Source organism: Corallococcus sp. CA047B (genome assembly GCF_003612065.1).
In the GTDB taxonomy this organism is placed as follows: domain Bacteria; phylum Myxococcota; class Myxococcia; order Myxococcales; family Myxococcaceae; genus Corallococcus; species Corallococcus praedator.
On sequence record NZ_RAWD01000006.1, the window covers coordinates 1 to 18,144 of the forward strand.

Annotated in this window: 11 protein-coding genes; 6 read left to right on the plus strand and 5 right to left on the minus strand. The window is 71.5% G+C overall.

The features are described 5' to 3' along the window. The first annotated feature begins 1 nt into the window (after window position 1). The 4 genes from D7X74_RS02130 to D7X74_RS02145 all read left to right on the plus strand — a co-directional run bounded on the left by D7X74_RS02130 (window position 2) and on the right by D7X74_RS02145 (window position 9,172). A complete protein-coding gene (locus D7X74_RS02130; RefSeq protein WP_233601931.1) occupies window positions 2–3,058 on the plus strand; it encodes an MG2 domain-containing protein in 3,057 nt (1,018 codons plus the stop codon). A gap of 11 nt (window positions 3,059–3,069) precedes the next feature. Next, window positions 3,070–5,439: an alpha-2-macroglobulin family protein gene (locus D7X74_RS02135; RefSeq protein ID WP_199741745.1), complete on the plus strand. Its 2,370-nt coding sequence runs from the start codon at window positions 3,070–3,072 to the stop codon at window positions 5,437–5,439. 244 nt (window positions 5,440–5,683) lie between these two features. After that, a complete protein-coding gene (locus D7X74_RS02140) occupies window positions 5,684–6,718 on the plus strand; it encodes a trypsin-like peptidase domain-containing protein (protein ID WP_120531224.1) in 1,035 nt (344 codons plus the stop codon). An 87-nt stretch (window positions 6,719–6,805) separates the two neighbouring features. Continuing rightward, on the plus strand, window positions 6,806–9,172 hold the full coding sequence (locus D7X74_RS02145) for a hypothetical protein (RefSeq protein ID WP_120531225.1): 2,367 nt from the start codon (window positions 6,806–6,808) through the stop codon (window positions 9,170–9,172). A 12-nt stretch (window positions 9,173–9,184) separates the two neighbouring features. Here D7X74_RS02145 and D7X74_RS02150 read toward each other — a convergent pair whose 3' ends face one another. From D7X74_RS02150 to D7X74_RS02160, 3 genes are read right to left on the minus strand one after another with little or no spacing between them, the layout of a single operon-like run. Continuing rightward, window positions 9,185–9,994: an SDR family oxidoreductase gene (locus tag D7X74_RS02150; protein ID WP_120531226.1), complete on the minus strand. Its 810-nt coding sequence runs from the start codon at window positions 9,992–9,994 to the stop codon at window positions 9,185–9,187. A gap of 6 nt (window positions 9,995–10,000) precedes the next feature. Beyond that, window positions 10,001–10,789 carry a ZIP family metal transporter gene (locus D7X74_RS02155; RefSeq protein ID WP_120531227.1) on the minus strand — a complete coding sequence of 263 codons (789 nt, stop codon included), beginning with the start codon at window positions 10,787–10,789 and terminating at the stop codon, window positions 10,001–10,003. Beyond that, window positions 10,789–11,565 carry an alpha/beta fold hydrolase gene (locus tag D7X74_RS02160; RefSeq protein ID WP_120531286.1) on the minus strand — a complete coding sequence of 259 codons (777 nt, stop codon included), beginning with the start codon at window positions 11,563–11,565 and terminating at the stop codon, window positions 10,789–10,791. The genes D7X74_RS02155 and D7X74_RS02160 overlap by 1 nt, the downstream gene beginning before the upstream one ends. A gap of 87 nt (window positions 11,566–11,652) precedes the next feature. On the opposite strand from D7X74_RS02160, the gene D7X74_RS02165 reads away from it, so the two are divergent. After that, a complete protein-coding gene (locus tag D7X74_RS02165; RefSeq protein WP_199732743.1) occupies window positions 11,653–12,201 on the plus strand; it encodes a nuclear transport factor 2 family protein in 549 nt (182 codons plus the stop codon). A 10-nt stretch (window positions 12,202–12,211) separates the two neighbouring features. Here the strand turns inward: D7X74_RS02165 and D7X74_RS02170 are convergent, their stop codons facing one another. Continuing rightward, window positions 12,212–12,970 carry a hypothetical protein gene (locus D7X74_RS02170; RefSeq protein ID WP_120531229.1) on the minus strand — a complete coding sequence of 253 codons (759 nt, stop codon included), beginning with the start codon at window positions 12,968–12,970 and terminating at the stop codon, window positions 12,212–12,214. Window positions 12,971–13,102: 132 nt separating this feature from the next. Beyond that, the gene (locus D7X74_RS02175) at window positions 13,103–14,275 is read right to left on the minus strand and encodes a LysM peptidoglycan-binding domain-containing protein (protein WP_120531230.1); all 1,173 of its coding nucleotides are present in this window, start codon (window positions 14,273–14,275) and stop codon (window positions 13,103–13,105) included. A gap of 467 nt (window positions 14,276–14,742) precedes the next feature. Between D7X74_RS02175 and D7X74_RS02180 the strand changes: the two genes are divergently transcribed. Further along, entirely contained in the window at window positions 14,743–18,075 is a 3,333-nt protein-coding gene (locus tag D7X74_RS02180) for an HYR domain-containing protein (RefSeq protein ID WP_147446440.1), read from the plus strand. Window positions 18,076–18,144: the final 69 nt, after the last annotated feature.

An 18,144-nucleotide genomic window follows, 5' to 3' on the forward strand; every position in this document is an offset into this window, starting at 1 on the left:
GTTGGTCGTGGGGGGAGGGCTGCTCTACATGACGTCCGGGATGTGCCTGTCCGCCTGGGCCTTCCAGGGCGTGGAGGTCCGCCGCTGTCCGGACGGCGTGTTCCGTCAGACGGCGGGGCTGTCCGCCCAGGGGCTGGCGCGAGGCGCTTCCAGCCGGGTGTCCGTCTGGGCCGACGCGCACGCGGTGGACGAACACGGCGTCGACCTCTGGGCGCGCGTGGGCCGGGGCACGGCGGCGCTGTTCCTGGTGGACGCGGCCGGCAAGGAGACGCCCCTGCCGGTGGATGAGAAGTCCTCCTGGAAGCGCGACGGCAATGGTCCGCTGAACGCGCCGGTGACGCTGCCCCAGGTGCCGGACGGGGACTACCGGCTGCGCGCGCGCATCACCACGCCGCTGGGCACCGACACGGTGGACGCGCCCCTGCCGCTGTACGCGCCCGCGCGGGTGCGCGTGCTGACCGACCGCCCCCTCTATGAGCCCGGGCACCGGGTGAGGTTCCGCGCGGTGGCGCTCCGGGCGAAGGACCTGTCGCCGCTCGACGGGCGGCCGGGGACTTGGATGGTGAAGGACCCCACCGGGGAGGTGGTGCTGGAGGAGCGCGCGCCCGCGGGGCCCTGGGGCGTGGTGGCCGGGGAGCTGCCGCTGGACCGGGGCGCGCCCACGGGCGACTGGACGGTGGCGTGGACCAGCGGCGGCGCGTCCGGCGAGGTCCACTTCACGGTGGAGCCCTTCACCCTGCCGCGCCTGCGACTGGAGGCCCGCAGCCCGAGGCCCTTCTGGCGCGCCAACGAAACGCCGGAGGTGACGGGCGAGGTGGCGTACGCGTCCGGGGCGCCGGTGGCGGACACGGACGTGGCGCTGGAGTGGAGCCATGCCGGCGCGTGGCCGCCCCCCACGGAGTGGCTCAAGGGCGAGCTGCCGAAGAAGGCGCGCACGGACGCCGCGGGCCGCTTCAAGGTGACGCTGCCGCGCGTGCCCGCGGACCTGCGCGGACAGTCCACGCTGAGCGCGCGCGTGGAGGCGCGCGATGCCACCGGTGAGCCGGTGCGGGGCGCGGTGTCGCTCCTGCTGTCCGAGGACGCGCTCGCCGTGTCGTCGGTGACGGAGCTGGAGGACGGGCTGGTCGCGGGCTTCAACAACCGCGTCTACCTGCGCGCCACCACCGCCGCGGGCCGGGTGCTGCCGGGCGCGGAGGTGACGGTGACGCGCGCGTGGGACCCCAAGGACCCCGGTGTGAGCGCGGTGGCGGACGAGGACGGCGTGGCCGCCTTCCAACTGGACCCCGGCCCCGCGGTGAACGTGGTGGTGCCGCCCCTGCCGGTCCGGCCCATCCCGCGTCCGCCGCCGGTGTCGCTGGCCTCCTCCCAGGACCTGCTGAATGACCGGGGAGGACAGCAGCCGTCGCTTCAGGATCAGCTCGCGCTGGAGCGCCTGCTGCCCGCCTTCCATCCCTGCGCCCGCTTCGTCAGCGCGGCCACCGGGGGCGACATGGTGTCGCTCGCGGCGCGGGTGGGCGCGTCGGGACAGGTGCTGGACGTGGCGGGCGCGGACGAAGGGGCGGGCGCGTGCATGGCCTCCGTGCTGCGGGCCCGGGGCCTGCCGTCCGGCGCGGAGCGGATGCTCGCGCTGCGCTTCCGCGTCACGGACCCCGGCCTGCCCATGCTGCAACCCCAGGTCCAGACGGCCACCGGGAACACGCAGGAGTTGGAGGCGGCCCTGGCCCGCCCCGCGCTGGATGCGCGCGCGTGTCTGCCTTCGGAGCTGCCCGGGGTGTCCACGCTGCCCGCGGTGCTGACGTGGCGGCAGGTGCCCGGGAAGCGGGACGTGGCGCTGTCGTGGCTGCCGCTGCCTTCGTCCGGCAGCGCGGTTCCCGCGTCGGTGCTGCCGTGCCTGAAGGAGCGCTTCTCCCGGCTGCGCCTGCCGTTGGCGGCGTCGGATGAGGCGGACGGCTCGCCGGTCGGGGGCGCCATGGGCGTGGTGCGCTTCTCCGTGCAGCCCGCGTGGAGCGAGGGTCGCACCTACCAGGCCCGGGCCACCACGTTCCTGGGCTACGAGCTGAAGGTGAAGGCGAAGTGGGACGGCCAGGACGTGGGCGACACGAAGCTGGTGCTGCGTCCCGCGAGGCTGCCGCCCCTGCGCCTGCGCGCGACGCCGGTGCTGGCGAAGGCGGGCGAAGCCGTGAAGGTGGAGCTGCTGCGCGGCCCGGGCTTCGAGGGTGAGCTGCCCCGGACGCTGGAGCTGGTGGCGGGGAAGGCCCGGCTGAAGGAGGTGGTGGACGCGCCCACGCGCTCGGCGCGCTTCACGCTGCCCGCGGACTTCGAGGGCTGGGCCCACGTGGAGGGCGTGGCCGCGCAGGCGCGCGTGTACGTGGCGCCGCGCGCGCAACTGGCGGTGGAGGTGTCGCCGGACAAGCCCGCGTACGCGCCCGGTGAGCTGGCCCACCTGCAGGTGCACACGGTGGTGGACGGAAAGGACGGCGCGGCGGCGGTGGGCCTGTTCGGCGTGGATGAGACGCTGTCACAGCTCGCGCCGCTGCCGGGCGCGGACGCGCTGGAGGGCCTGCGGCCCGCGCCCACGGTGTCGTTGCCGGCCTTCGGGGTGCTGGATGGACAGGCGCTGGCGATGGGCCGCATCCGGGGCGCGAACGCGGCGGCGGCGGCGCTGCTGCGCGTGACGGAGGTGCCGAAGCCGGAGGAGCTGGAGGCGCGCGTGACGGCGAACGCGACCAGCCCCTTCTCGCCGGACGCGGAGCTGACGGAGCCCTTCTACGCGGTGCTGACGGAGCTGCACACGCGCACGCGCAAGTGGGAGGAGACGGCGCCCAAGGGGGAGACGTTGGATCCAGAAGGGCTCGCCCGGCTGTGGAAGGAGTCGCTCGCCGCTTGCGAGCAGCGCGGGCAGAAGGTGACGGACGCGTTCGGACGCAGGCTGCGGCTGTCGCGCCTGCCCGAGGACCTGTTGTCGCTGACGGATCCTCGCGCGGTGGTGGTGAGTGGCACGCGGTTGCCGGAAGACGTCGTGAACTGGGGCGCGTGGGTCGCCCGGGAGTCGCCATGATTTCGCGCGGGATGAAGGGTGGGGTCCTGGGCTTCGTGCTGGGCGTGGGGGCCATGGTGGCCCTGGCGGCCGTGGGCGACAGCGTGAGGAGGCTCTTCGGGTCGTCCGCCGCCGCGCTCTCCGGGAGCGCGGAGGAGGCGCCCTCCATGGAGGTGGCGGTCGCGCAGGGCCTGAACAAGAAGAGCATGAAGTCCTTCGGCTCGGCGTCCTTCGACGAGGGAGGTCTGGGCGCGCGAGGGACGGGGCCGGGTGGCGGTGGCATGGCGATGCCCCCGCCGGCCGCGGCGCCCGTGATGGCGGAGCGGGACTCCGATGACGCGTTCGCGGAGCAGGAGCAGGCCGAACCCTCCGAGCCGGGCGCGGACGGGGCGCCAGTGCCCACCCGCGCGTGGTTCCCGGAGACGTTCCTCTTCGAGCCCCTGGTGGTGACGGACGGAAGCGGCCAGGCGACGGTGCCCGTGCGCGTGCCGGACCGGCTGACGCAGTGGCGGGTGCTGGCGCTCGCGCACTCGCGCTCCGGCGCGCAGGCGGGGGCGGTGACGTCCTTCGCGGGCACGCTGCCCACGTACGTGGATCCGGTGCTGCCGCCCTTCCTGCGCTCGGGCGACACGGTGCGCCTGCCGGTGCAGGTGGTGAACACCACCGACAAGGAGGTGGTGGCCGCGCTGAAGGTGGACGTGCGCGGCGCGCAGGTGGAGGCCGGCTCGCGCACGGTGAAGGTGCCCGCGCGGGGCAGCGCGGTGGAGCTGGTGACGGTGCGCGCTCAGGGCGCGGGGCCGGTGACGGTGCGGGCCACGCTGGGTGAGGCCGACGCGGTGGTGCGCGACTTCGACGTGTGGGCCACCGGTCAGCCCGTGGTCCAGACGCGGGGCGGCTCGCTGGCTGCGCCGCGCACGCTGTCCCTGACGGGGCCGGCGGACGCGCAGGCCGGCAGCGAACGGGTGCGGTTGCAGGTGTACCCGGGCGCGCTGGGCGTGGTCCGCTCGGAGCTGGCGGCGGTGGAGCGCAGGCCCGGGGACGTGGCCGCGGATGCGTACACGCTGCTGCTCGCGGGGCAGGCGCCCACGCTGCTCCAGGCGCTGGGCGAGACGCCGGACGCGGCCGCGCTGAAGACCCTGGCGCAGGTGGCGGGGCAGCGGGTGCTCCGGGCCGCGAGAGCGCCGTCGGTGGACGTGGCGACGCGGCTCGCGGAAGGGGCGCTGGCCCACCCGGACAACCCGGTGCTCGCGCGGCTGGGCGAGCGGCTCGTGGACCAGGTGGCGAAGGCGCAGCGGCCGGACGGCACCTGCCAGGGCGGTGAGGGCTGGCAGCTCCAGCGCCTGCTGGTGGCGACGGCGGACTGCGCGCGCACGGTGCGCGCTTCGGTGGGCACCGACGCGGGCAAGCAGCGCGCCGCGGCCTTCACCGCGCGCTCCGCGGGCGTCTTCGAGCGCTACCTGCCGCAGGTGAAGGACGGCTACACGGCGGCGGTGTTGCTGGCGGAGGGCGCGGTGACGGGCAGCGTGGCGGACGCGCTGCGCACCCGCGTGCGCGAAGCGGTGAAGCCGGGCGCGGACGGCACCGCGTCGCTGTCGGTGGAGCCGGGCACGGTGCGCGCGGACGGCCAGGAGCCCTCCGTCGCGGAGGCCACGGCGATGGCGGTGCTCGCCCTGCAGGGCGATGCGAAGGCGCCGCTGGCGGACCTGGGCGCCTTCCTGCTGGCGCGCTACTCGCCCGGCCAGGGCTGGGGGGATGGGCAGGCGAACCGCGTGGGCCTGCGCGCGGCGCTGGCGCTCTTCAAGGACCCGCTGCCGTCCCAGGTGCGCGTGACGCTGGAGCGCGACGGGAAGACGGTCACGGAGGGCACCTACGACGCGAAGGCGCTGCGCGAGGTGCTGTCATTGGAGGCCGCGGCGCCGGGCTCGGCGGGGACGCACGCGTGGACGGTGCGCGCGGAGCCCGCGGTGCCGGGGCTGGGCTTCTCGCTGGCGCTGGCCGCGGCGGTGCCCTGGAAGAACGAGGCGAAGGGCGGCCTGGAGCTGACGGTGGACGCGCCGAAGGAGGCGCGCGTGGGCCAGCTCGCGGACGTGCGGGTGGTGGTGGGCGCGCCCGCGTCCCTGCCGCTGCTGTTCCAGCAGGAGCTGCCCGCGGGTGTGCAGGTGGACGCCGCGAGCCTGGATGCGCTGGTGGCGTCGTCCCGGGTCGCGTCGTGGGAGGTGCAGGACGGGCTGCTGTCGCTGCGCATCGCCCCGAGGACCGAGGGCGCGGCGCCGGTGCAGGTGTCCTTCCGCGTGCTGCCCACGCTCGCCGGGACGCTCCAGGCGGGCGCCTCGCGGCTGGACGTGCCCGGTCAGCCAGGCATCACCTCGTTGCTGCCGCCCACCACCTGGGCGGTGCGCTGAACCGGAGCGGGGCGCAGGCACCCCTCCCTGGAGTCCGTGGGAGGGGGACCCGGGTCCCCAGGTTCAGGGTCATTCCCCACTCACGGAGCGCGAGCGGCCCCTGTCCGCCCGGTGGTGGGCGGAAGGTGGAGGCGGCGTGGGGGCCCGCCCGGCGAGCGCTCCGGTCTCAGTGCAATCGTGGCCCGCATGCGTACACTGCAAGGCACACGGCAGGAGTGAGCCAGGCGGCCGCGAGAGGACACGGATGGAGCTTGAAGGCTCCGAGCGGGAGGAACTCACCCACGCCCTGTTGGGCGCATTCTCCTCGGTGGAGGAGCTCCACCGGATGGTCACGGTGAAGTGCGGTCGGGACTTCGTGCCTTCCATGGAGCGGGAGGGCGCGGCCCGGGCCCGGGCGCTCGTGCACACCGCGGAGACGGAAGGGTGGACGGACGTGCTCGTGCGCGGCGCGCAGGCGGCGGCGCCGGGCCATCCGCGCATCCGGCGCTTCCTCCAGTCGTATTTCTCCTCCGTGCAGCGCAGCATCTCCGGCAGCGCGTTGGCGCGCATCGTCCAGGCGGCGAAGCAGCCGATGACGCCGGAGGCCTGGAGGGACCGGCTGACCCTCCTGTCGCGGCGGGTGTGCCGGGTGGAGCTGGACGGGGGGCGCGCGCTGGGCACGGGCTTCCTGGTGGCGCCGGACGTGGTGCTCACCAACTCGCACGTCATCGAGCACCGGCTGGTGGAGGCGCTGCGCGTGCGCTTCGACCTGAAGGTGCTGCCCGACCGCATCGCGGTGCACCCCGGCCGCGTGTACGCGGTGACGGCGTGCCTGGCGCAGAGTCCGCACAGCCCGGCGGACCTGATGCATCCGCGCCCGCGCGAAGCCACGCACGACGAACTGGACTACGCCTTCCTGCAGATCCAGGACGCCCCCGGCGAGGACCGGCTGGGGGACCGTCCGCGCGGCTTCATCCCGTTGCCCCCGTCGCCCGCGCCCTTCACCACCGGCGCGCTGGCGCTCGTCGTGCAGCACCCCAAGGGCCGGCCGATGCAGGTGGCGCTGGACACGTTCCAGGCGCTCAACCGTTCACACACGCGCATCACGTACTGCACCAACACGCATCCGGGTTCGTCCGGTTCGCCGTGCTTCACGCAGGACCTGGAGCTGGTCGCGCTGCACCACAGCGGCGACCCGCGCCCCGGCCACGAATCCGCCGAGGACGACGAGGGCATCCCCCTGGAGACCATCCGTGCCAGCCTGCCGCCGGGCGTGTTGCGCCGCCTGGGTTGGGACTGAACGGCGCGCGTGCACGGACGTGCGGGGCCGGGGGAGGGGACTGCTATCGTCGGTCGCATGGGCCTTCCCGCTCGAAGTCGCACGACCGTGACCGTCTTCCCGCGCGCCAGCGTGGGCCTGACGTGGGCGGTGCTCTGCCTGCTTCCAACGCTCGCGTTCACGGCGCCGCGCTTCAGCGTCGCGGGGCTGAACGCCAACAACGAGGTGCGGCTGCGCACGTCCACCGCCCACGTGGAGACGGTGCTGCGGGTGGACCTGCTGACCGGGCTTCCGGAAGCCGGGGGCGAAGCGCCTCCGGGCGGGGAACCGGCGGGCACGCGGGTGACGGTGCTGGTGGATCCGCTGTTGTCCACGGATGGCACGCAGGTGCCCGTCACGGTGCGAGTGGGGACGGCGACGGACGGCGCGACGGAGGCGCCCATCTCCGTGCGGCAGCCGGTGACGGTGGCGCTGTCGGCGGACCTGCCCGCGCCCGGTGAGTACCGGGGCCGCGTGGTGCTGCTGGGCGACGGCGTGCGGGAGGTGGCCCCGCTCCTCATCCAGCGCGTAGCGGTGGCCCCGACGGTGCAGTTCTACCCGGTGGCGCCCGCGCGCGGCTGGACGCTGGGGCCGTTCTCTGGGAAGGCCACGGTGCGGCTGACCTTCAAGGAGACGGCGGGCGTGGGCGGCGAGGTGGGGCCCGCGGCGGTGGTGCAACTGGACCGCAAGGAGGGCGGGGCGGGCAACGGCGCCGCGCCGGTGCAGGCGCAGGACGCGCACTGGTCCTTTCGCGGACAGGCCGCGTCGGGCGACGACGCCAGCGCGGACGGAGGCATGGGCCCGGGGGGCGTGTTCCAGGTGCCCGCGAACGGCACGGGCCTCCTGAGCCTGGACGTGGAGGGCCTGCCGGAGTCCGGCGAGTACACCGGCACGGTGCGGCTGCTCGTGCCCCAGGGCGCGCCGGTGGAGCAGACCTTCACCGTCTGGGTGAAGACGCCCGCCCTGTGGGGCGCGTTCCTCATCTTCCTGGGCGTGGTGACGTCCGCGGCGGTGCGCTTCTACGTGCAGCGCGTGCGCCCGCGCGTGACGCTGCGCAGCCGGGCGGAGGCGGCGCGCCAGAAGCTGCAGGAGCTGGTGCCCGCCCGTCCGCTGGAGCGCGAGGCGGCGGTGGCCTCGGCGCTGCGGCGGCAGGTGGACGCGCTGCTGGAGAACATCCAGCGGCCGCTGAGCGGGCTCGTGGTGCAGGACTCGGTGCTGGCGCTCTTCGAGGCGCGCCTCCAGTTGTTCTCGCTCTGGTCCGTCCTCCTGCGCCAGTTGGAGGGGCTCAAGGGCATGGCCCTGCTGGACGCGGAGAAGAAGCTCAAGTCGGTGGAGACGCTGCTCCAGAACGACCAGGCCACGTCCGCGGACTTCACGGAGCAGGCGCAATACCTGCGCACGCTCGACCTGGAAGGCGTGGCCCGCGCGGTGCTGGAGTCACGGCTGGAGGAACTGGAGCAGCAATCCCAGACACTGGTCTCCCAGCGCGGAGACGACGCGGTGAGCCGCCGGCTCCAGGGTGAGCTGCCCATGTATGTGTTGAAGGCGCGGCAGCAGCTTCCGGGCACCGACCTGGAGACGTCGCGCCGGCTGGTGGACACCGCGCGCGAGGCGTTCCTCGAAATCCTCCTGTCGGACCTGGAGGGCTCCCTCTCCGGCAGGGAACTGCCGGGCGGCTTCACGCCGGAGGAGTGGACGGAGCTGCGCACGCGCGTGGCGGAGCAGCTCGCAAGGGCGCGCGCCCGCAAGTCGGCCAGCGTGGACGAAGCCTTCCTGTACTACCAGTCCGCGCAATCGCTGTACCTGCGCGCGCTGGTGGACAACCTGGAGGAGGCCCTGGCCGCGGCCCGGCTGCAAGGAGGCGGGGACCTGAGCGCCCAGTTCGACTGGGAGGCGGACGTGGATGCTCGACTGAAGTCGGCGCGAGCGCACCTGAACCAGGGGGAGACGAACCTGGCCACGCCCGACTACCGCGCGGCCCGCGAGGCCTTCGAGCGCCACGCGACGCTGCGACAGAAGGCCGCGTCCATCGGCACCCGGCAGACGGCGCTGGAGGCGTTCCCGGACGTGACGCTGGACCCCTTCTCCCAGAAGCCCGCGGAGGCCCCACCGCCGCTGCCCGGCGCGCCCGCGGGCGGCAACATCACGCCCCTGCCTCCGCCGGGAACCACGAAGACGGGCACCGAGGCGCTGGTGAACCTGGACTGGATCCCCCTGCCGCGCTCGGGCGACCTGTGGAAGGTGGAGCTCGCGGTGCTGGGGATGATGTCCATCATCGCGGTGCTGCTGGGGCTCCAGTTGCTGGACGTCTTCTCCCCCACGTGGGGCGGCTCCGGCGCGTGGATGTCCGCCTTCCTCTGGGGCTTCGGCCTGCACCAGGTGGGCAACGCCACCTTCGATGGCCTGTGGGGCATGGTGTCGAGGATGGAGAAGTAGCCCCAGGCCCGCTCAGGCCTTCTTGCCCCGGATGGCGCGCGCGGCCAGCGTGTCCAGCAGCCCCGGGGCCACGAGCTTGAGCACCATCCCCACGCGGCCGGTGAGCGTCATCACGACCTCGCGCTGGCGGCGCTCCATGGCGCGCAGGATGAGGCCCACGCAGGTGTCCACGTCCATGGTGGCGCCCTCCTCGTCGCGAGGGCTCTGCCCCAGGGGCCGGCCTTCGGCGCCCAGTGCGTTCGCGCGGATGCCCGTGGCCACGAAGCCCGGCGACACCACGAGCACGTCGGTGCCGGTGCCCATCAGCTCGATGCGCAGCGAATCGAAGAAGCCCTGCATGGCGTGCTTGCTCGCGGCATAGCCGGTGCGCGTGGGCACGCCCGTCTTGCCCGTGAGCGAGGAGATGGCGACGAGCAATCCCTTGCGCGCCTTGAGGTGCGGCAGCGCATGGAAGGTGCAGTACACCGCGCCCAGGTAGTTGATGCGCATCAGCCGCTCGAAGAGGCCCAGGTCCTTCACGTCCTCGAACCGCGCGTGCATGGTGATGCCCGCGTTGTTGACGAGCACGTCCACGCCGCCGAACTCGGCGACCGCACGCTCCACGAGCACGCGGCACGCCTCCGGGTCCCCCACGTCGGTGGGCACCGCCAGGGCCTTGCCTCCGGCGGCCTCGCAGCGGGCCTTCACCCGCTCCAGCGCCGCGCCGTCGCGCGCGGCCAGCGTCACGTTCGCACCCCGGGCCGCCAGGGCCACCGCCAGCGCCTCTCCGATGCCGGAGGAGGCACCGGTGACAATCACGGACTTTGCTTGCATGGGCCGCATCCTCGCTCAGTGGTGGCCGCCGAGGAATCGCTCCAGGAAGTGGAGGCCGCCAATGAGGAGCAGCCCACACAGGAAGCCCACCACGCGCTGGCGCGAGTCCGGGCCCCGGCGCAGCTCCGGCAGGAGGTCCACCGCGCCGATGTAGAGGAACGAGCCTCCGGCGATGGCCAGCACGGTGCCCTGGAGCGAGGGCAGGTACCGGGTGCCCACCAGCACGGCCCCGGCGCCCACCGCGGCGGTGAGCTGCACCGCGCCCAGCGCGACGAGCGATTTCGCCCGGGACCAGCCCGCGGCGCGCAAGAGCGCGTAGTCACCCACCTCCTGAGGCAGCTCGTGGATGATGACGGCGAACGCGGTGGCGAAGCCCGCGTTGGGGGACACGAGGAAGGCAGCCGCCACGGCCGCGCCATCTCCGATGTTGTGCAGCGCATCCGACGCGAGCAGCGCCGCCGGCAGCGTGGGCGCGCCGTGCGCATGGGTGTGCCCATGCGCATGGCCATGCACGTGTCCCGCGGCGGCCTCCGCGTGGTGGTGGTGATGGCCCAGCGCCCACTCCAGGAGGGCCAGGGCGACGAAGCTGCCAAAGGCCCACGTGAAGGCGGAATCCCCGAGCGTGGCCACGGCCTCCGGCAGCACCTCCAGGAAGACGGCGCACAGCAGGGTGCCGGCGGCGAAGGCCACCAGTGCGGGCAGCCGGCGCTGCAACCAGCGCTCGGACAGCACGCCGCCCGCGAGTCCGGCGACACCGTCCAGCCCGACGGCGATGAACACGAGCAGGACGGTCTGGGAATCCATCAGGCCATCAGCCAGGCCAGCACGGCCTGGGCACTGTCCACGTGGACGAAGTGGCCCGCGTCCGGGAGGAAGGTCACGGGGCAGTCGGCGGCCTCCAGGCGCGCGACGGCGGCGTCCGGCACGTACCGGCTGCGCCCGCCCCGGATGCAGCGCAGGGGCGGGTGGACGGGGCGCTCCACGGCGGGCCAGAGGTCCTCGACGTTGACGCGCTTGTGCAGGCGGAAGAGGGCGTCGCGGTCGAATCTCCAGCGCACGCCGTCGCCGTCGGGCACCAGGTTCATGAGCAGCCAGTCGGACAGGCCTTCGGACAGGCCGCGTCCTGTGAGGTCCGCGCGCAGGGCCCGGCGGTTGTCGGCGCGGGGCGGGGCCTGCATGAGGATGTCCAGGACGAAGCCGCTCTCCGACAGGTCCAGGGGCACTGGGCCGGGGGCGATGTCCAGCAGGCTGACGCTGCCCACGCGGTCGGAGGCGTGGAGGCTCGCGGAGAGTGACACGCGGCCGCCCAGCGAGTGGCCCACCCAGTCGATGGCGCCGGTGAAGCCCTGGGCGTCCAGCGTGTCCACGACGTCGCGGGCGAGCGTGGACAGGTCCGCGTCCGCGGGCAGGGCGGGGGACTGGCCGTGGCCGGTGAGGTCGGGCAGCAGGATGCGGCGGCGTGGGTCGGCCTGCGTCCACGCGACCGCGAGCGAGCGCAGGTTGCGACCGCTGCCAAGGAAGCCATGCAGCAGCACCGTGGGCACGTCGCCCGTGCCGACCTGAAAACTTTCGAGCACCACGCCACCACCACCTTGTCCGCGTGCCTTGACCCAGGGCACGTCGTGCCGCTTCATACCGCGAACACCCATCCCGTCGAGGTGAACCCGGTGCCTTCCGTCTCCTTGTTGTTGCTGACGCTCGCCGCCAACCCCGCCGCGCCCGTGCCTCCTGCCCCCGCCGACCCGAAGGTGGCGGTGGCCACGGTGCTGGACGACTGGCACCGCGCGGCGGCTGCGGCGAACGAAGCGCGCTACTTCGCGCTCTTCACGCCGGACGCGGTCTTCATGGGCACGGACGGGACGGAGCGCTGGACGGTGGACCAGTTCCGCGTGTGGTCCAAGCCGTTCTTCTCCAAGGGCAAGGCCTGGAGCTTCAAGTCGGTGTCGCGCAACGTCTTCCTGTCGAAGGACGGCCAGACGGCGTGGTTCGACGAAGCGCTGGACACGCCCAACCTGGGCCCGGCGCGTGGCAGCGGTGTGTTGGTGAAGGAGCCCGCCGGGTGGCGCATCGCCCAGTACAACCTCTCCGTCCCCATCCCCAACGACCTGATGGGCGAAGTCACCAACCGCGTGGCCGCGTACACCAAGGCGAAGGCGGCCCAGACCACCACCCCGGCGACGCCCGCGCCGAAGACGACGCCCGCGCCAAAGCCGTGAGGGGCTGGCTTCAGCGCCAGTGATACAGGAAGGAAGCGCTGGGAACGAAGGCGGGCACGTCCTGTCCCTGCAATTGCATTCCGGCGAGGACCCCCAGGTCCACGGACCACCGTGGACCCATGAGCCGTGCGCCCGCCGTCGCGAAGGCGAAGGCATCGGCGATTCCTCGCGCCGGTGAGATGGCGGCTTCGCCCGCGAGGCCCCAGTGCTCGCCCATGCGCAGGAAGCCCCCCAGCATGGGCAGCACCATCAGGCCCCCATCTTCGTCAGTGGCCCAGGCGTAGATGGGCTGGACCGTGAGGGAGAGGTTCGCGTCGCCCGTCCCGTAGGTGAGGGTGCCGTAGGCGGCGACGGCGTTGTAGAGCCCCCACGAGCCCGGGAAGTCGCTGTCGTAGGAGCCTCCCTGGACACCGAAGGCCAGATGCAGCTTCTCGGTCAGGGGCGTGGTCAGCTTGATGCCACCGAGGAGGCTGAAGGAGGTGTCACGGAACATCACCTGGAAGGGGATGGCCGAGGCAAGGTGCACGGACACGCGCTCGCTCAGGCCCACCTCCGCGACGGTGGCGAAGAGCGCCTGCTGTCCGATGAAACCCTCTCCCGCGTGAAGCGGAAGCGCCGTGGATCCGGTGAGGCCGCGCGTGCGGGAGGGATTCTCGAACCAGCCGCTGGATGAGGATGGAAGTGGCGCCTCGCCCGGCTCCTGGGCGCTGGCGGAAGCGCCGGGGAGGGCCAGCCACAACATGAACAGACAGATGCAACGTGGTGTCATTGTTTCCCCCTCGTGGTGGCGCGCCCCATACGCAACCCCCATGCCAGGGAAGGCTGTCTCAGGATGCGGTGGGGATTTCGCCCCACCGCGTTCAACGGGTTCCTGACAGCCACGTCATGCCGCCACGGATTCCTAGCGAGGCATCATCCAGCCTGCGGGCTCCACCGACTCCAGCCCCGTGAGCTGGTCGAGCGTCATCACCTGCACCCCGCTGCCGGTGCTCTCTCCGAAGCCGGTGCTGGTCAGCATGAGGTCCGCGCCATTCTCATCCTTGCCCAGGTAGATGGCGACGTGGCCCTGGTCGCCGTTCTTCCCCGTGGCCTGCCAGAAGACGATCGCGCCCTCCGGCATGTTCGACATGTCCGTGTACAGGCGGCCCTGCCGCTGAGCCTCGTAGAGGGCCGTCGCGGCGTTCGGCTGGGACAGGATGGGGTCTCCCAGCCCTGCCTGGACGGCGGTATCCGCCACGAAGCTCAAGCACCTTCCGTCGTAGCGCGTCGGGTCCGCCGAGTCCGGGCCGAAGCTCTCCTGGTTCGCTTCGCCGGCGGTCGTCATGGCCGGTGCGGCGTTGAGGTCCGGTGAACCGGTGGGGGCCTGGGCGAGCGGAGGCGGAGGCGGCTCGGGGATGTCGAGCCGCTGTCCCACCTGGAGGAACTTCCCCGAGCCCGCGACAAGCCCCTCCGCGCTCCCGTTCTCGGAGAGCAACGCCTGGACGCTCACCCCCAGCTTCGCGGCGATGATCGAGGCATTGTCCCCGGCGACGACGGTGTATTGCGCCGGGGGCGCGGCATCGTCGGGGGCGACGACGGCCGGTGCCGCCGTCGCTTCCGTCGCGGGCTGCGGCGTCACCGGCGTGGCGACGACCGTGGCGGGCGTGGCCGCGACCGGCGCGGCCTGCGAAGGGGTGGTGCCCGACGGGATGGTGAGCGTGTCCCCGATGCTCAGGAACCCTCCCGTACCGCCCCCCAGCCCTCCCGCCTGCGGGTTGGCATTGCGCAGGGCCTCCAGGCTCACGCCCAGCTTGTGCGCGATGGCGTAGCCGGTGTCGCCTTCCTGCACGGTGTACGTGGCGGGCTTGGGGGCCAGGTCCACCGCGGGCATGACGGTGACGACGGGCGGCCCACCGGTCAGGTTCACGGCCTGCTTGCGGCTCGGCTGGGACTCGAAGGAGTCCGTGGCGGCGGCCAGCCTGGGCGCGGCGGATGTTGTCGCGTTGGCGGCCGGCGGCGGCACGGTGGCCGCCACGGGCTTGAAGGTGGTGCGCGACGCGTTGGCGCCGGAGTTCGGTTGGATGGTGCTTCCCATGTGACATCCCCCTCGGGTGCTGCGCTTCGATTCGAAGCAGGGACATTGTCTGGGAACACCGGGGCGCGGTGGAGTTAAGCCGGATTAAATCCGCTCCAGTGTCTATTTGATTTGCTGCCAATTCATGAAATACATGGTCGCTTTTAGCGGTCGGCACGCTTCCAATACCGAGCACGACCCAGGGTGTTGCTGGACCCAATTCCTCTCCGCCCTTTGTGTGTTTGACATTTATCGAGAAATCCACGTATACACCGTGAAATTTTAGTGAGCTTTATTGGGTGAAATCCAGGTGATCGGTGATTTTGAAACTCGGAAGATTTTCTGCGGCACTCCTATGCCTTGTGGGGCCCCTCGCCTGTGATGCCGACAGGGGTTCGGAACCGGGGGATCGCGACTTCCTCGCCCAGGCGGAAGCCGCCCTCGACGGCGGCGCGGTGGAGCTGGAGCCGAACATACTGAAGGGCACGGTGCGCCTCACCAATACGAACCCGGACGTACTGGCGATGCTGGCGACAGACGCTTGGCGCAATGGCTCCGGCATTGTTTCGGCGACGAGCAGCTCGCCCACGGGCTTCGCCGCGAGCACCACCTCCCTCGTGTCCGTGAGTCCCTCGGAGTATCGCTTCGAGATGCTGGTCGAGGCAGGGGCCCGGGGCGATCTGGGCGTTGTCTACACCGTCAATGCCACCCGTGGAGGCTACAGTTTTCCCGGCCTGCCCGGGGTGACAGTCCGGCCCGTGACGGCACAGCCCACGCCCACGGAGGTTACCCTCCAGAGCTGCATCGGCGTGGTCGAGTACCAGCTCGGAACGGATGCGACCTGCCAGACCCCTGCGGTGGTCGCCGGGGTCTCGGTCTCTGGGCTCTCCCTCCATGTTCCTTCCACGAGCCTGTACAGAAGCTACATCACCCCCGTTGCCCAGAGCGCCACACTCACCTACCGCGTCAACACGCCTACGGGGCCGGTGTTGACCGAGGTCCCCGTGCAGGTCGCGGCCGGCTGCGATGAAGTCGTCCGAACGTGCATCCCCGTGGCGACCCCGGTTCCTCCTGCGGTCGGCCATGTGACCGGGGCATTCGAGATCCACGATGCACGTGTTCTCTACGCCAAGCTTATTTCCTTCTCCGGACCTGACAGTCGAAGCCTGTCCCTGCCCGGGCCCTGGTCTCCTGTGAGCAGTCCGGCCACCTGGTGGACGGTGCCCAACCTGCCCGTGGGGCCCTATACGGTGGACGCCGCGACGTACCTGGGCACGGGCCGGGACTTCACGGTGTACAACGCTCCCAACCTCCCGGGCACCCTGTCCGTCACGGAGGGACAGACGTCCTTACTGACGCGGCAGGTGGGTGGGGTGACGCGTCACGCCTATGACATGCACCCCGCGTATTTCTATGGCTCCGTCCAACTGGTGGATCCCTACATGCGCCAGCACCCGGGGGCCTGGAGTTCCCTGCAGGCGCTCTTTTTCGAGGCGGATCAGGACACCAACGGCGATGGAGTGCCCAACAACGTCAACATCTCAGCAAAGGGGACCTACCTCTCGGCGGTCGCCTCCGGTGGCTTCAGCGACACCGCCTTTCCCGGCACCTTCGATCCGAGCCTTGGCGAACTGACTTCAACCACCCCCTATGAGCAGGTGTTGCCGAGCCCCTACGATCTACCGACCACCTGGTCCCAGAACGGGCTCGTCTTGAACTACTGGTCCGAACCGCTGATCAACAACGCCTTCACCACCCGACCGGGCATGTACGACCCGGCGCGCTTCCGCTATGGCTTGCTCGCGCTCCGACCGTCGGCGACCAGTTCCTACAGCACCGTCCTGAGTCCCGAGCAGCGCTTCCGCCTCGACCACGAATACTGCTTCAACGAAGTGCAGGTGGCGTACTCCGCCACCCTGGGGCGATTCTTCAATCCCAGGGCCGATGTGTCAGGGAGTTTCAACGGCAAGGACTGGCGCAGTCAGTCGGCGTCGTACGTGGTGGGCGGCTCCTTCCATGGCACGCCCGCAGTCTGGAACATCCCGAACCCCGCATCGTATGCGGAGACCAGCGGGCAGATCTCCCTGTCGCTCCCCCAGGGCACCTTCACCCTCAAGCCCAGTGCTTCCATGGTGAGTGATTCGGGCACGGTGAACACCGCCAGCTTTGCACCCATTGGCGTGACGCTGGGCTGCGGACAGCGCATCAAGCTGGTGCCCCCTTTAGCGGTGAGCCTGACTTCGCTGGAGGGCTGTGCCACTTCGGATTCCAAGCAGGTCTCCGGACAGGTGCAGAGCCGGCCTGCGGTAGTGGATAGGATCTGGTACCGCCTCAACGGCGGCCCGGAAGTTACGCTCTGCACCAACTGTGGCTTCGACCCGACCTTCGCCTTCATTGTGCCGTTGCAGGCGTGTGACAACAGCATCCAGGTTTTTGCCTACACGGAAGGGATGAGCGAGCCGGCCAGCGCCGTCGAACAGCTCGTCTGGGACGATGTGGCGGATGGTCCGAGCTGTCCCGGTTCCTTCTGCGTCAACCGGCCGCCGGTGGCCCGCTGCCGCAACCTGACGGTGGCTGCTAATGGGACGTGCGGCGGGTGGGCGTCGGTGAATGACGGCTCCTTCGACCCGGACACGGGCGACACCGTGGAGTGCGTGCAATCTCCGGCCCCGCAGTACCCGCTGGGCTCGCACAAGGCGACACTGACGTGCACGGACAGCACGGGCCTAACGTCCTCGTGTGAAGGCACGGTGACGGTCCGGGATGAAACGCCACCGCAGCTTACGTGCGCACCCGTGCCGGAGCAGGAGTGCATCGCGGGCGGTGCGATGGTCAGCCTCGCGACGATAGCTACGGACACCTGCGGTACGGTGACGACCACCTGCACCCCGGCGTCTGGCGGCATCTTCCCTCTGGGGACCACCAACGCCACCTGCACCGCCACCGACAGCGCCGGCAATGGGGTAAGTTGCACCGTGCCGGTGACGGTGCGTGACACGCAGCCGCCCAACATCACATGTCCGGCACCCATCCGCATCGAGCGCACGGGCCCGGACGGCGCCACGGTGACGCCGGGCGTGGCCACCGCGAGCGACGCCTGTGCGTCGCCCCTGGTGGCGGGCCCGGCCGCGGGGACGTACCCGGTGGGCACCACGACGGTGACCTACACGGCCACGGACGTCGGAGGGAATCAGGCCAGCTGCACCACCACCATCCAGGTGACGGACAGCCAGTTCACGGACCCACCGAGCGTGACGATGTGCAACCTGCCGCGCTACACGCAGGAGACGACGCTGAAGGCGTGTGGCTGGACGACGCCCCAGCCCAACGCCGTGCCCGTCATCTCCGCCTCCTTCCGGGTAGATGGAGGGGTGCCCGTCCCGGTGACGCCGGACTTGAGCGGAGGCTTCGTCATCACCTGGCTGCCGCTGGCGGAAGGCACCCACGTTGTCGAGCTGACTGCCACGGACACGCGAGGGGCCACAAGCCGCAAGCAGATGACGGTGACGGTGGATCTCACGCCGCCCGTGCTCGTCATCCTTTCGCCGCTGCCGGATGCTTCGCTTGCGAGCCCGGTGGTGACCGTGACGTCATCCGTCGAGGACGTCACGCCCACGCGGGTGACGACCCAGTGGCTCCAGACGAGCACGGTGGAGAGTGGCTCGGGTCAGGTCATCCACACGGTGGATCTGGTCAACCGGGGTTTTGTCCCGCTGATGGTGACGGCCACCGACGCGGCGGGCAACACCACTCAGATTGTGACACAGGTCTTCATTGAACCCGTCTCACCCGCACAGGAAGTGTCCGCGAGGGCCCGGTAGTCCTCCTGGCGATGACTTTGAAGCAACTCCGGGCGGAGCAGGAGGCACGTCTGCTTCGTCTGGGCCTTC